Below are 13,471 nucleotides of genomic sequence, written 5' to 3'. Positions count from 1 at the left end.
CGGCGGAGCGCGGCGCGTGAAGCCGACTGTGTGGCGGATCCCTCGTTTGCTGCTGGCTTTGGGGCGGCTGCAGGTTCGGCTTGGCCGCTCCTCGGGATGACAGCGCTTCGCGCTGCGCGGCGGCCTAGCCGCCGCTTACGGCCGGGACGATGACGATGGTGCTTCCCGGGTCTACCGGCGTCTCCAAGCCCGCGACGAAGCGGATGTTCTCGCCGTCCACGAAGACGTTCACGTGCTGGCGGACGATGCCGCGCTCGTCCATCACCCGGTCCGTCACGCCGCCGTGCAGCGAGGCCACGGCCGCGAGCGCGTCGCCGACCGTGCGGCAGGGTGAGCCCAAGCGGATTTCCGCGCGGCCGGCCGCGTAAGGCTGCAGCATGCTGGGAAGCTCGACGACTATGGCGCCGTCACGCGGCTGGGTCACGCCGCGCCTCCCACCACGCCCGCCTTCACGCAGACGATGGGCGGGAGCGTGGCGCTGATCTCGTCCCACGTGTCGCCCGCATCCGCCGATCCGAACAGCTTGCCCCCGCGCGTGCCGAAGTAGATGCCGGCGCGGCGATGGCCGTCCGTGCACAGGCCGTCGCGCAGCACGGTTTCGTACGCGCCCTCCTGCGGAAGCCCCTCGGTCAGCGGATGCCAGGTTTCGCCCGCGTCGCGCGTGCGGTACACGCGCAGCTTGGCCTCGGGCACGATGCGGAACTGATCGGATTCCAGCGGGATGATGTAGACGGTGTCGGGCTCGTGCGGGTGCACCTCGATGGCGAACCCGAAGTCCGACGGTACCCCGTTGGCGATGTCGTGCCAGGTATCGCCCCAATCGTCGCTGCGGTACAACCCCCAGTGGTTCTGCAGGTACAGCCGCTCGGGTCGCGACGGGTGGTTGACCACCTTGTGCACGCACTGGCCGAACTCCGGGTGCTTGTCGGGGAGGAACTCGGCGCGCACGCCGTGGTTGCGCGGCTGCCAGCTCTGCCCGCCGTCGTCGGTGCGGTAGAAGCCGGCGGTGGAGATGGCCACGCCCATCCGCCGGGGCTCGGCCGCATCAAGGACGATGGTGTGAAGGCACAGGCCGCCGCCGCCGGGCTGCCACCGCGGACGGTGCTCGTGCTTGAGCAGTCCATCGACCGCGCTCCACGTATCTCCCGCGTCGCGCGACTGGAAGAGAGCCGCGGGTTCGACGCCGCAGTACACCAGGTCCGGCTCGCTCGCGGGGCCGGGGCGGATCTGCCAGATGTTGGCGAGGGCCAGGCCGGAGTCTTCGGGGAACTTCACGTTCTGCCGCTCGGGCGAGGTCCATGTCGCGCCGAAGTCGTCGCTGGTGCGCACCACGCTGCCCCAGTGCCAGCTCTGCGTGCCCGCCAGGATGCGGTTGCGGCCGCCCCGCTGGTCGAAGGCGAGCGAGTACACGGTCTCGCCCCGGAAGAACGGACCGTCGGTGCGCCACTCACGCCTGTCCGCGTCGGACGTGAGCACGAACGCGCCTTTCATGGTGCCTACCAACAGTACTACGTCGCCTGGATTGGGAGCGGACTGTCGGTCCTCGGTCATCGGCGGTCTCCGGCACGGTGTTCAGCGGCTCCGGATGGATGCCGCGTCGCGCAGTGTAATCCGGGTGGACAACATAGCCAAGGGAATTCTACGCGGTAGCGAGGGTCGGGGGATGCCGGGCTGCCGTGGGGCCCTCACCCCGCCGCGCTGACACGCGTGCGACCCTCTCCCACAAACAGCGTGGGAGAGGGGGTAAACACCAGGGCGTTTTGGCGTTTCGACGAGGGCCTGCGCATGCCTCGGCCGCCCCCCATCCCCAGCCCTTCCCCCGCAAACTGCGCGAGGGAAGGGAGCCAGTGTGGAGCGCTCCAAGCGTATGGTGCAAAGAGGCTTGTCATCCTGGAGGCCAGGCGCACCGGATTGGCCCGGGGCAGATCCCGCGCGGGCCGAAGGATCTAGCCGCGGCCAGGTATAAGGCCGGGCGCGGCAGCGGTCACCGGCGCAGCGGCCGCCACATCGGTCCCGGCGGTTGAGTTGAATTGAAACCGCAGCTGGAAGGCACGAAGTCCGCCTGCGCGGACTGCACGCGCAGTCGGGTGCGCGAGGCCAGACGCAGCGCGATTCAGGTCTCCCCCTCCCCTGCGCAGCGGGGGACGGGGCCGGGGAGAGGGGGCTCCGTCAGCATGCGACACAGCCCATCGAACCCCGATCGAAGTTCCCCCCCTCCCCCGGCGCAGTTTGCCGGGGGAGGGGCTGGGGAGGGGCCCGCCGGAGGACGCATCGGGGATTTTCGAGCGGAGCGAAAGCAGAAAGCCCCGAACAGCTCGCTCGCGCGTCCGTTCGGGGCTTCACCTGCACGTGCGGTACGTGCGCCGATGCTTACCGCTGCTTCGTCACCACGCGGCGTACGGCAGGGTCGGACCAGGCCTCGCGTAGCGCGGGGTCCTGCTGGATCTCGCGCTGCACAGCCGGGTCGCGCACCAGTTCGCCGGCGAGGTCCAGGAGCTTGCGCGTGCCTTCATCGACCGGCCGCGCTGCCGTAGCGGGCACCCCGTGTCCGCTCGCTCCATGGTTCATGCCTGCGTGCGCGTTCGCGGCTCCGCCCGCCGCGTGCGCGCCGGTGTGACCGGCTGCTCCAGCCGCTCGATTCTCGTGGCCGGCGTGGCTCCCGGCTGCGACAGAAGTTGCACTCGCGTGTGCGGTGGTGTGCGACTGCCCCAACGCGGCTCCGGATTGCGCGGTGTGGCCCGCGTGTGCCGCCGTGGAGGAGGTGCGCGGGGTGGCGTGATTCATCCCCGCGTGGGCCGCGCTTGCCCGGGCGGTGGACGCACGTCCGTGAGCGCCCGCGTGCCCCGCCGCGCCGGTGGGTGCGTGCCCGGCGGCGTGGCGAGTTCCGACAGCGGATGCGTGGCCGCCCGGGTGCGCCGTTCCGGCCGCGGTGGGTCCGGCGCTGCCCCCGTGTGCCGCGTGGTCCACACCCGACATCGTCTTGGATGCCGCGCCGGTGCCGCCGTGGGCCGAGTGGTCCGTTCCCGCTGCCGCAGTTCCACCGCCGGGCGCGTGGCCCATGGCGGAGTGGTCCATCCCGGCCATCCCGGCGGCAGAGTCCACGCGGGTGGAGTCGTGCATCGCGTGGGCGGGGGGCGCCGCCGCGACCGTGTCCCGCCTGGCCTCCAGCGGGCGCTCGGCCGTGTCGGGCTCGCCCGAGCACCCGGCGATCACCAGCGCCGCCGCGAGGCTTGCGCCGTATCTTCCGTACATCGACATCACCTGGGTCGTGGACGCGGATCGCCGCGTCGGTTCAGTGCCGGTGCGCATCGGCGGCGGGCGCGGCGGGCTGGGCGCGGCGCAGCTCGGCCAGACGCCGCTGCACCTCGGGATCGCTCCAGAGCTGGTGCAGGCGCGGGTCGGAGTGGATGCGCGCCTCTACCTCGGGGTCGGAGAGGAGCCGGACCGCGAAGTCGATCGCCTGCGCGCTGTCCGAGGCTGCCGCGCCCGTCCGCATCGCCCCGTGATCCCTCACGTGCGCGGCCTGCATCTCGGCCATCAGGCGCTGGAGCACGGGATCGGTGGCCACTCGCTCGCGGATGACGGGGTCCGCCATAAGCCGTGCGTGCAGTTCCGAGATGAGCGCCGGGCTCGGCGACCCTGCCCCGCCCTGCGCCTTGCCCGGCATCGCGGCCGACGGCGTGTGAGAGGAGTGGTCCGTCGCCGCCATCGCGGCGGACGCGGGCGGAGTGCCGTGGGCGGCGTGATCCGTGCCCTGCGGCGCCGCGGCGGACGCCGGGGCGTGGCCCATGGCGGCGTGATCGGTCGCGGAGCCGCCGGCGGCACCGTGCTGCATCCCCCCGTGGGCCATCACCGCGCCGCGCTCCACCGTGGGCTCAGGGAAGCCGGGGAGCAGGCCGACGACCGGGCCGCCCATGTTCTGCACGCCCATCGCGTGGCTCATCTCCAGCCACTCGGCTTGCGTCATCACGAACGACGTGTTGTCGCGGTACCGCTCCGCCGCCAGCAGGATCTCCTCGCGCTTCTTCTCCCGCGACACCTTGGGCGACGCCAGGATGTCGGAGATCACGTCGTGCATGCCGTGCAAGTTGTCGAAGATGATCGCCGCTTCCGGGTACCGCGCCGCGAACCGGGGCGCCACCGCCGCCGTCATCGGCATCAGGCGGGGCATGTTGCGCGGCGCGTCCTGCAGCATCTGCCGGAAGCGCGCGACCGTGGCCGTCACCCCCGTCTGGCGCTCCTCCGGCGTGCGGCCGACCACCAGCGGCTCGTACAGCCCCACCTGCAGCCAGTGGTAGCCCCAGATCAGCCCGTTGAACTTGGGATAGTTGTCGCGGAATGCCGTGGCGTAGTACTGGCCTTCCATCAGCTCCATGTTCTTGGGAACGGAGCTGAAGGCCAGGTCCGGGCGGCTCTTGTAGTAGCGCAGCAGGCTGGCGACCTCGGCGTCCTTCTGGCTCTCGGACAGGCGGTCGTCGCCCAGCACGTCGTACATCTGCCGGTGAAGGAGGTGCGCCCATTCGAACATGAGCTTCGCCTCGGGGGCGAGCTTCACGTACTGGATCTCGATGGCGGCTTCTTCCAGCGGCATCCGCGGCGGGCCAAACAGCAGGCGCCGCGTGATGAAGTCGTACTCGCGCTCCTCCAGCTCCGAGACGGGCGCGCCCGGGCGGGTGTAGAGCTTTTCGTAGAGGATGGCGTGCCCGTAGTCGAACGCGTTGAACAGGCGGTCGGCGCCGGGATAGTTGCGCCGGAACACCCAGTTGTGCTCGGCGGGCATGTAGAACTGCTCGTGCTGCCGCGTGAACTGCGCCCGCGCCGGCCCGGCCGAGGCACCCAGCGCCAGTCCGATCGCCGCGGCGCCGAGGACGGCTCGTGCGGTGAACTTCTTCATCATCACTTCTCCTCTATCGGTCAGGCCGGCTCTGCCGCGGGCCGTCGCGTGCTGTCAGCGGATCGGGAGCAGACCGCGCACCGCGAATGCGTGCGCTGCTCCAAAGGTGAACGACCAGCGCTGGCCGCCGCCCGCGAACCGCCGGCCGATGCCGAAGTCCACGTTGAACTGCGGGCTCGTTTGATACCGGAGTCCGGCTTCCGCGGTCCACGCCAGCCGTCCGTCGTCATCCAGCGGCTGCTCCGCGAACAGGTCCGCGGTCGCCAGCAGGCCTCGCAGCGGAAAGGCGCGATCCACGGCGATGCCCGCCATCCACCGCGACGCCTCGCCCACGTCGCCGCCCTCGGACCCGAGCGTGTACTGGCCGTTCAGGTGAAAGCGCGCGCCGGTGAAGGTGCGGGTGGCGATGCCCTTCAGCGAGGTAAAGACGCGGTCCGGAGCCAGGCCGCCGACGGGAAGCAGCGTCTCGATGGCGACGGAGAACGCCGGGAGCGTGCGCGTTTCGACGTTCAGGTTGTGGAGCGCGGCGATCTCGATCCCCGCCAGCCCCTGCACGTGGTCGTGGTCGCCGTCGTCTAGGAACGAGATCGGAAAGCCCACCTCCAGCTGCGTGTGGGGCAGGATTCCGTAGGCGATTTCGGGCGCGACCTCCCAGTTGTACGCGCCGCCATTCTCGTGCTCCAGGCGCACGGGGGCAAGCTGCAACTCGAAGGCGTATCGCTCTACCGGAGCGGCGTCCTCGATCTGCACGGGACGGCCGCGGTCGGTGTTGTAGTAGTCGGTCTGTGCGCAGGCGGGCCGCGCCGCCGCGCCGAATGCCAGCGCGGCCGCCGCGGCGGCCGTGATGATTCTTGTCATGCTCTCCAGGTCGGTGTCAGACGGTTCGCCGCGCGGGACGGCAAGTTGCGGTCCCAAGCAGGTGCATCTTCCCTGGATTGCGGGACTTGGGCGTGCGAGCCGTGGCGGGTTGTGGCGGCCGGTGGGCCCCTCCCCCGGCCCCTCCCCCTCACGGGCCTCCGCCATGGCCCTGTGTGCCACGCCTCGTTCCACCTATCTTGCTGCCCGCCGATGCAGGCGCTGTGAGCACCAACCGGGATTCGATCACGCAGAGCCTGGAGTTCGGCATCGCATGTGGATTGTCTTTGCGCTGGTGGCGGCCATCGGGACGGCCGCGCACAGCTTTTCGCTCAAGCTCACCGCGGCGCGCGGGGGCGTCGTGGTTTCGACGGTGGCGTACCGGCTGGTGGGAGGCGCGCTGCTGTGCGGAGCCGTGTCGGCGACGGGCGGATGGCCGCCGCTGACCCCGGGCTTCTGGCGGGCCATGGGGATGGTGCTGGTTCCGGAGGTGCTGGGGATGGTGCTGATGACGCTTGCCCTGCGCGGCGGCGAGCTGTCCGTCATCCAGCCGTTGAGCGGCTTGCTGCCCCCGCTGGTGATGCTGGGCGGCTTCGCCTTCTTGGGCGAGGTGCCCACGCCGTTCGCGGCGGCGGGTGTGGCAATGGTCACGTTGGGCATCTACTGCATCGGCCTGCGGCCGGGCGGCTCGGCGCTGGACCCGCTTCGCGCCCTCGCTGCCTCCCGCGCCAGCTGGTACGCCGTCGGCTCTTTCGTGGCGTTCAGCTTTGCCACGCTGGTGCACAAGCTGGGGATCGCCGAGGTGGGGCCGTTTCCGTGGGGCGCCGCGCTGTCGCTGGGGTCGGCGGCGGTGCTGGCGGCGGGGCTGCCGTGGATGATGTGGAGGGAGCCGGCCGGCCTCGGCCTGCCCGCGCGGGTGATGCCGTGGGCCTGGCTCGTCGTGCTGGCGGGAACCACCTTCGCCGTTCAGGTCGCGGGGCTTCAGCTGGCGTTCCGGCTTGCGCAGGCCGGCTACGTGATGGCCGTATCCAGCACCAGCATCCTGATCGCGACGGCCCTCGGCATCGGCCTCCTGGGCGAGCGCTCCGCCGCCCGCACCCGCGCCGCCGGGGCGCTGCTCGTCACCAGCGGCGCGGCGCTGATCGCACTGCTGGGCTAGCCATCGTCAATGGAATCCGAAGGCTCCGCGCGCAGGTAGCTCGCGGAGCCTTCGACCAGGTCCTGCACGAGCGACCGCGTTCAGTGCACGGAGCTTCCGCCCTCGGTGCTGGTGCGCCCGGTCTCGTTTGCGTCGGGGCTGCGACCGCCCGTCTCGCGGATCTCGACCGTATCGACCTCGCGCTCGCCGCTCGTGCGCGCGGCCACCACCGCGGCCGCGGCAACTCCGGCCACGCCCAGCGCAGCCGCCGCCATCAGCCCCTTCGCCAGCCCGCCGCTCTCCTCCGACTCTTCGGACTCCTTCGCGGAACGACGCGCGCCGCCGGAGCTCTCCTCGCCCTTGCTCGAGCGCGAGGACTTGCCTTCCGCAGACTCCGAGCTCTTTCCACGGGCCGACTGCGACTCGCCGCCCTTGGACTCCGAACCCTTGCCTTCCGCCCGCTCCGAGCTCTTTCCGCGGGCCGACTGCGATTCGCCGCCCTTCGACTCGGAGCCCTTGCTCTTCGACTGCGACTCCCCGCCCTTTGATTCGGAGCTCTTGCTCTTGGACTGCGATCCCCCGCTCTTCGACTCCGAGCTCTTGCCCTCGCCCGATTCCGAACCCTTGCCGCGTGCCGATTGCGATTCGCCGCCCTTCGACTCGCCTTCGTGCTCCGCCATCCACTTGTTGGTGTGGTGGTGCACCTTGCCGTCATCGCCGATGTACCGGCGCTCCTCCAGCGAGTATTCCTTCGTCTCGCGTTCGTTCTCCGCCATAGCCATGCTCCCGATCCAGGGTTCGTTGCATCATTCGAGGTGAGCACAGTGCACGGTCGGTGCCGCCGGGGCCGACCGCCGCCCGTCGACCCGAGGGCCTGCTTTCCAGGTGCGCATCGTGCGGATCGGGCATAATGTACGCGCGCATCCACCTCAATCCGCCCCACGAGAGCCATGCTCCGCCACCCGGCCTGGTATCCCCGCATGAATCAGCTTGCACGACGGATGATGACGAGCGGCCTGGTGCTGCTCCCGCTCCTGCTCGGCGCCTGCGGCCCGGCGGCCCGTAGAACATCCGGCATGCGCGGCGCCTTCGACTACGACGCCCGCCCGGCGCCGGCCGTGCGGATCGCCGGCACCGAAACGCGCGACGGGGTCTCCATCCACGACGTGGAATATGCCGGCCTGGATGGCGAGCCGGTCCGCGCGTACCTCGTGATTCCGCGGACGGCTGGCCGCGCCCCGGGGCTCGTCTACACGCACCCGGCGCCGGGTAGCCGCACCACGTACCTGGACGAGGCCGTGGAGATGGGGCGCCGCGGCGTCGCCTCGCTGGTGCTGGATGCGCCGTGGTCCAGGGAAGCCTTCTGGCTGCCGCTGTTCAAGGATGGGGCGGCGGACCTGCAACGCTACACGGGCGTGGTGGTGGGATTGCGCCGCGCGGTAGACGTGCTCGCCGCCCGCCCCGAGGTGGACGCGGCGCGGATCGGGTACGTGGGGCACAGCTTCGGCGCGGCGTTTGGCGGGGCGCTCGTGGGGGCGGAGCCGCGCATCCGGGCGGCCGTGCTGATCGCGGGGCCGTCCAGCTTCACCGAGATCGCCGCGGTCAACAACCCGGAGCTCACGGGAGAGGCGCGCGACCGGTACGCGCGGGAGATGGCGCCGATCGATCCCGTGAACCACGTCGGGCGAGCGGCGGGTCGGCCGGTGCTGTTCCAGTTCCCACGGCAGGAACAGTACTTCGCCGAGGCCACGTTCCTCCGGTATGCCGCCGCCGCGGGGGATCCGAAGGAGGTGCGGTGGTACGATGGTGATCACTACCTGAAGTCGTCCGCCGCGCGCGACGAGCGGATCGCCTGGCTGTTGCAGCGGCTCGGCGGGCGCTAGCGCGGCGGGACTTGCCTGTTCCGGAGGGGGTGACGGACGTCGCGGTGGTTCGCCACGCGGGCAGGAATTTGCATAACGCGGCCCCGCGGCACGGCTCGCGCGCCCTCCGGTCCAAAGTGGGCGCGCGGCCGGGCTTGGGACGGCCGCGTTCCCCTTTCATGCGCACGACCATGACTCCAGAAACACAGGACCGCACCGTGGGCAACCCGCCCGCCCCGGCGTCGCCGCGCGAGCCGCACACCTACGCGCGCCGGATCGACTGCGCGCCCCGCCCCGCCGCGGCGCCGGAGGGCGGCACCAAGGCCGGCGAGAGTTCCACCAAGGGAGAGCACGCTTGACGGACGAGGCGATGGAGACGGGCAGCGAAGACCCCATCCGCCTGCGCTCGGTGCGGGCGCTGCGCGGCCCCAGCATCTGGGCCACCCACCCCGTGGCCGCCTGCGAAGTGTGGATCGCGCCGTCGCTGGCGGCGCGCCCACCCGAGGCGGTTCCCGGGCTGATGGAGCGGCTGTCGGCAGAGCTCCCCGGGCTTTCGCCCGACGCGGCGGCGTTCGGCATCGGGCGGGAGGAGGCGGCGTGGGCGCAGCTGGTGGGCCGCGTGGCGGTGGCGCTGCAGCTGCTGGCCGGCGCGCCGACGATGTTCAACCGCGTGATCCCCGGCGCGCATGGCGAGCCGCCGCAGCTGGCGGTGGGCTACGCCGAGCCCGAGGTGGGCGTGGAAAGCCTGTACACGGCCGAAACGCTGCTCCTGCGCGCGCTGCGCGGGGACGAGCTGCACCTGGACACGGCCGTGATCGCCCTGCGCGAGGTCTTCCACGACGCGCGGCCGCGCGCCACGTCGCTGGTGCTGATCAAGGAAGCCCGGCGCCGCGGCATTCCCGTGCGGCGCTTCGCGGGCGACCCCGTCTTCCAGCTGGGGCTGGGGCGCAACCTGCGGCGGATGGACGGCGCGATGACGGACTTCACCAGCGTCATCGCCACGGACATGACCTCCGACAAGGACCGCACCAAGCGCATCCTGGCCCGCAACGGCCTTCCCGTGCCCGAGGGCGGCGTGGCCGAAACGGCGAGGGAGGCGCTGGAGATCGCCCACCGCATCGGCTTTCCCGTGCTGCTGAAGCCGCTGGATGCCAACGACGGCCGCGGCATCTCCGGCCGGCTGGACAGCGACGATGGGGTGCGCGCGGCGTGGCCCATCGCCCTGGCGGAGCATCCGAAGGTGGTCGTGGAGCGCTTTGCCCACGGGCGCGACCACCGCGTCATCGTCGTGGACGGCAGGGTGGTCGGCGTGTCGGAGCGCGTTCCCGCGCACGTCGTGGGCGACGGCCGGCGGACCGTGCGGGAGCTGGCGGAAGAGGTGAACCAGGATCCCAAGCGCGACCCGCTTCATCCCAATCCCACGCTGGTCCGCATTCCCCTGGACGAGCAGACGGCGGAGTTCCTGGCGCGCGAGGGACGGACGATGGACACCGTTCCCGCCGCGGGACAGACGGTGTGCCTGCGCCCCACGGCCAACATCTCCACGGGCGGAACGTCGGTGGATCGCACGGACGAGATCCATCCCCGCAACGCGCTGCTCTGCGAGCTGGCGGTTGCCGCCATGGGGCTGGACATCGCCGGGATCGACGTGCTGACGGACGACATCGGGGTTCCCTTCGACGAGAACGGCGCCACCATCCTGGAGGTGAACGCCTCCCCCGGGCTGCGGATGCACACCGATCCCGACGTGGGAACGCCGCGCGACGTGCCCGGCGCCATCCTGGACATGCTCTATCCGCCGGGGGCGCCCTCCACCATTCCCGTCATCGCCATCACCGGCACGAATGGAAAGACGACGACCACGCGGCTGATCGCCCACATCTTCCGGCAGACGGGCGTGCGCGTGGGCTTCACCACGACCGATGGCATCTACTACCAGGAACACCTGCAGATGGAGGGCGACTTCACCGGGCCCTTCGCGGCGGGCGTGGTGCTGGCCAACCCCAAGGTGGACGTGGCGGTGATCGAGACGGCGCGCGGCGGCATCCTGCGGTCGGGGCTGGGCTTCGACGAGTGCGACGTGGGCATCGTGCTGAACGTGAGCGCCGACCACCTGGGGCTTCGCGGCATCCACACCGACGAAGACCTGGCGGAGGTGAAGGCCGTGATCCCGTCGGTGGTCAAGGAGGACGGGTTCGCGGTGCTGAACGCGGATGACCCGCTGGTGGTGGGAATGGCGGAGCGGACGCCGGGCGGGGTGGTGTACACCTCGGTGCTGGGCAAGGCCGACAACCCGGCGCTGGCGGAGCACCTGGCGTTCGGCCACATGGCGGTGATGGTGGAGGACGAGGGCGGCCGCGAGTCGCTGGTCATCCGCGGCGCCAAGGGCGGCGCGCGCGTTCCCGTGATCGCCGTCGACGAGGTGCCGCTGGCCATGGGCGGCGCCGCCCGCTTTCAGTTGCACAACCTGATGGCGGCCATCGCGGCGGCGTACCTGCAGGAGGTGCCGGTGGAGACGATCGCCGAGGGGCTGCGCACCTTCGTGCCCTCGGGAACCGCCACGCCGGGGCGGATGAACGTGCTGCAAACGGCGCGCGGCACGGTGATCATCGACTACGCGCACAACCCCGCCGCGGTGCGCGGGCTGATGGAGTTCGTGGGGCGGATGCCGGCCGCGCGGCGGATCGGGGTGATCACCATGCCCGGCGACCGCCGCGACGAGGACCTGCGCGAGCTGGGGGAGATCTGCTCCGTGCTGGACTACGTGGTGGTGAAGGAGCACGAGAACTACCGCCGCGGCCGGCCGGCGGGCGATGTGGCCCGGCTGATCGGCGAGGGGCTGCAGGCCGGAGGGCTGGCGGCGGGGAGCATCGAGGCGGTGTACCCCGAGCCTGAGGCCGTGGCGCGCGCCCTGGATCTGATGCAGCAGGACGATCTGCTGGTGATCCTGGCCGACGACTTTTTGGACGTGCTCGCGCAGGTGCAGGCGGTGGCGGGAGAGGGCACGGCCTGATGGGGTCTCCGGCTCCGCTGGGGCGAATGAATTCGCGGCAACGACGGCCCGAAGTCCGCCTTCGCGGACTGCTTCTCATCGGGCGCGCCGACACGCGTCCCGGTGCATGCAAGTCCTTGCCGCGCAACAGCCTGTCATCCTGAGGCCCAGGCGCACCGAACCCGGCCCGTACACCGTCGTACGCGGGCCGAAGGATCTAACCTCGGACGCCTCTCCGTCTGGGCGCGGTAGCGGTCACGGAGGCCCGGACCTCGGCTGCCGTGGGGCCCTCACCCGGCCGCGCTGACACGCGTGCCACCCTCTCCCGCAAGCGGGAGAGGGTGTAGTCGCGCGCGCCAGGCTAGCCGAAGCGCAGTCGAATTCGCCCTCTCCCCCGCTTGCGGGGGAGAGGGCCGGGGAGAGAGGGCAGCCCGGGGCATGCGCCGGACCGGCCCGAAGCGCGCCGTGGTTTGCCCGGCCTTCCGCGCGCCGCGTGGGCGCGAGCGGGGCGATTCCGGCATTCGTGGCGCTGTCGCGTCCAGGGTGAGAAGTGGCGCCCGGCTAGATCCTTCGGCCCGCGAAGCCCGTACTGCGGGAAGGTTTGGCGCGCCTGGGCCTCAGGATGACAGGCCCTGGTGCGGCGAAGGCTTGGGTGACGCACCGGATTGGCTCCCTTCCCCCGCGCAGTTTGCGGGGGAAGGGCTGGGGATGGGGGGCGCCCGCGGCCCGCACGGGTCCTGCCAACCCGCCATCGAACTGCTCCCCTCTCCGCACGTAGTTTGTGCGGGGAGGGGCCGGGGGAGGGGCCCCCACGAAACGGCGGAGGCTCCGCGGGCAGCGTGCCCGCGGAGCCTCCTTTGTATCCCGCCGAGTTTTCCGTTACCGGGAACCCGCCAGATTACATCCGTCCGTCCAGGCGGTCGTCGCGGACGCCGCGGTCCGTGGACACGTTGGTGCGGTCCACCTCGGCGTGCTCGCGGCGGAGCTCCGTGTCGATGGACTCGTTCTCCACCACCTCGCGCTTGCGCACCAGGATCTCCTCCGTGGGCACCACGCGCTTCTCCACGACGGCTTCCTCGGCGTGCAGCTGCACGCGGATCTCCTCGTCACCGCCGATGGTGGCGCCCGTCGCGCCGGCCGCCGAGTAGCCGCCCGCAATGGGCCGGCGCTCGATGTCGACTTCCTCGTGGCGCAGGGCCACGTCGGCGTGCGCGTGCTCGGTCTCCACCCGCTTGTGGATGCCCACCTCGCCCGTCTGCACCTCGCGCTTGCCGACGGCCAGCTGCTCCTCGGACAGGACGATGCGGGTCGCCTCTTCCTCACTGATCCCCTGCGCCTGCATGCGCTCGCGGACCAGCGCGTCGCGGTCGCGGCGGCCCAGATCGCGGTCGTTCCGGTTGTGGCTTCCGCCCAGGTTTTCCAGCATGCTCGTGCTCCTGTTGTCGCGGTTCCCGACCCCACCATGTGGGCGGGGGACTTTTGCAACTCCTGTTCCCCGACGGCGGGTATCAGGCGCGTATCAGCGGTGCCCTCCGCCGCCTTGCGCGCCCACGTCCACGGGTCCGTCCGGGCCCCGGATCTCGGGCACTTCGCGGCGAAGCTCCTCCTCCACCACCTGCTCTTCCGTCACGCGCGTCTTGCGGATCACCAGCTCCTCGTGCGCCACCAGCCGCTTCTGGATCACCAGCTCTTCCACCAGGATGGGGATGTAGGTGATGTCGCCCTCGGTG

Annotated in this window: 12 protein-coding genes; 4 read left to right on the top strand and 8 right to left on the bottom strand. The window is 71.3% G+C overall.

What is annotated here, in order from left to right; translation table 11 throughout:
• Positions 1–124: 124 nt before the first annotated feature.
• From VIB55_RS09070 to VIB55_RS09050, 5 genes are all read right to left on the bottom strand, one after another.
• The gene (locus VIB55_RS09070; RefSeq protein WP_331876338.1) at positions 125–424 is read right to left on the bottom strand and encodes a MoaD/ThiS family protein; all 300 of its coding nucleotides are present in this window, start codon (positions 422–424) and stop codon (positions 125–127) included.
• Positions 421–1,551 (bottom strand): hypothetical protein, encoded by a 1,131-nt coding sequence (locus VIB55_RS09065; RefSeq protein WP_331876337.1) that lies wholly within the window; start codon positions 1,549–1,551, stop codon positions 421–423. The genes VIB55_RS09070 and VIB55_RS09065 overlap by 4 nt, the downstream gene beginning before the upstream one ends.
• Positions 1,552–2,370: 819 nt before the next feature.
• The gene (locus VIB55_RS09060; protein ID WP_331876336.1) at positions 2,371–2,541 is read right to left on the bottom strand and encodes a hypothetical protein; all 171 of its coding nucleotides are present in this window, start codon (positions 2,539–2,541) and stop codon (positions 2,371–2,373) included.
• A 751-nt stretch (positions 2,542–3,292) separates the two neighbouring features.
• Positions 3,293–4,897 carry a hypothetical protein gene (locus VIB55_RS09055; protein ID WP_331876335.1) on the bottom strand — a complete coding sequence of 535 codons (1,605 nt, stop codon included), beginning with the start codon at positions 4,895–4,897 and terminating at the stop codon, positions 3,293–3,295.
• Positions 4,898–4,948: 51 nt separating this feature from the next.
• Entirely contained in the window at positions 4,949–5,752 is an 804-nt protein-coding gene (locus VIB55_RS09050; protein WP_331876334.1) for a hypothetical protein, read from the bottom strand.
• Between the two features lie 271 nt (positions 5,753–6,023).
• On the opposite strand from VIB55_RS09050, the gene VIB55_RS09045 reads away from it, so the two are divergent.
• Positions 6,024–6,908, top strand: coding sequence for a DMT family transporter (locus VIB55_RS09045; RefSeq protein ID WP_331876333.1), 885 nt, complete (start codon positions 6,024–6,026; stop codon positions 6,906–6,908).
• 80 nt (positions 6,909–6,988) lie between these two features.
• Here VIB55_RS09045 and VIB55_RS09040 read toward each other — a convergent pair whose 3' ends face one another.
• Positions 6,989–7,663, bottom strand: a complete 675-nt coding sequence (locus VIB55_RS09040) for a hypothetical protein (RefSeq protein WP_331876332.1) — start codon at positions 7,661–7,663, stop codon at positions 6,989–6,991.
• Between the two features lie 225 nt (positions 7,664–7,888).
• Here VIB55_RS09040 and VIB55_RS09035 point away from each other — a divergent pair, with 225 nt between their 5' ends.
• The 3 genes from VIB55_RS09035 (at position 7,889) to cphA (ending at position 11,762) form a co-directional block, all read left to right on the top strand.
• A complete protein-coding gene (locus VIB55_RS09035; RefSeq protein WP_331876331.1) occupies positions 7,889–8,770 on the top strand; it encodes an alpha/beta hydrolase family protein in 882 nt (293 codons plus the stop codon).
• Between the two features lie 170 nt (positions 8,771–8,940).
• Positions 8,941–9,108 (top strand): hypothetical protein, encoded by a 168-nt coding sequence (locus VIB55_RS09030; RefSeq protein WP_331876330.1) that lies wholly within the window; start codon positions 8,941–8,943, stop codon positions 9,106–9,108.
• Positions 9,105–11,762, top strand: coding sequence for a cyanophycin synthetase (gene cphA, locus VIB55_RS09025; RefSeq protein ID WP_331876329.1), 2,658 nt, complete (start codon positions 9,105–9,107; stop codon positions 11,760–11,762). The genes VIB55_RS09030 and cphA overlap by 4 nt, the downstream gene beginning before the upstream one ends.
• 877 nt (positions 11,763–12,639) lie before the next feature.
• Here cphA and VIB55_RS09020 read toward each other — a convergent pair.
• Positions 12,640–13,167 (bottom strand): YsnF/AvaK domain-containing protein, encoded by a 528-nt coding sequence (locus VIB55_RS09020; RefSeq protein WP_331876328.1) that lies wholly within the window; start codon positions 13,165–13,167, stop codon positions 12,640–12,642.
• Positions 13,168–13,260: 93 nt separating this feature from the next.
• The coding region (locus VIB55_RS09015) for a DUF2382 domain-containing protein (RefSeq protein WP_331876327.1) at positions 13,261–13,471 on the bottom strand (211 nt) is incomplete at its 5' end.

It is taken from the genome of Longimicrobium sp., assembly GCF_036554565.1.
In the GTDB taxonomy this organism is placed as follows: Bacteria; Gemmatimonadota; Gemmatimonadetes; order Longimicrobiales; family Longimicrobiaceae; genus Longimicrobium.
Note: the sequence above shows the minus strand (reverse complement) of the source record. Positions and strands in the feature narration are given on the sequence as shown.

Coding starts and splice junctions, on each gene's coding strand:
- VIB55_RS09065 (WP_331876337.1), bottom strand. CDS start 1,551: ATGACCGAGGACCGACAGTCCGCTCCCAATCCAGGCGACGTAGTACTG.
- VIB55_RS09055 (WP_331876335.1), bottom strand. CDS start 4,897: ATGATGAAGAAGTTCACCGCACGAGCCGTCCTCGGCGCCGCGGCGATC.
- VIB55_RS09050 (WP_331876334.1), bottom strand. CDS start 5,752: ATGACAAGAATCATCACGGCCGCCGCGGCGGCCGCGCTGGCATTCGGC.
- VIB55_RS09045 (WP_331876333.1), top strand. CDS start 6,024: ATGTGGATTGTCTTTGCGCTGGTGGCGGCCATCGGGACGGCCGCGCAC.
- VIB55_RS09040 (WP_331876332.1), bottom strand. CDS start 7,663: ATGGCGGAGAACGAACGCGAGACGAAGGAATACTCGCTGGAGGAGCGC.
- VIB55_RS09035 (WP_331876331.1), top strand. CDS start 7,889: ATGATGACGAGCGGCCTGGTGCTGCTCCCGCTCCTGCTCGGCGCCTGC.
- VIB55_RS09030 (WP_331876330.1), top strand. CDS start 8,941: ATGACTCCAGAAACACAGGACCGCACCGTGGGCAACCCGCCCGCCCCG.
- VIB55_RS09020 (WP_331876328.1), bottom strand. CDS start 13,167: ATGCTGGAAAACCTGGGCGGAAGCCACAACCGGAACGACCGCGATCTG.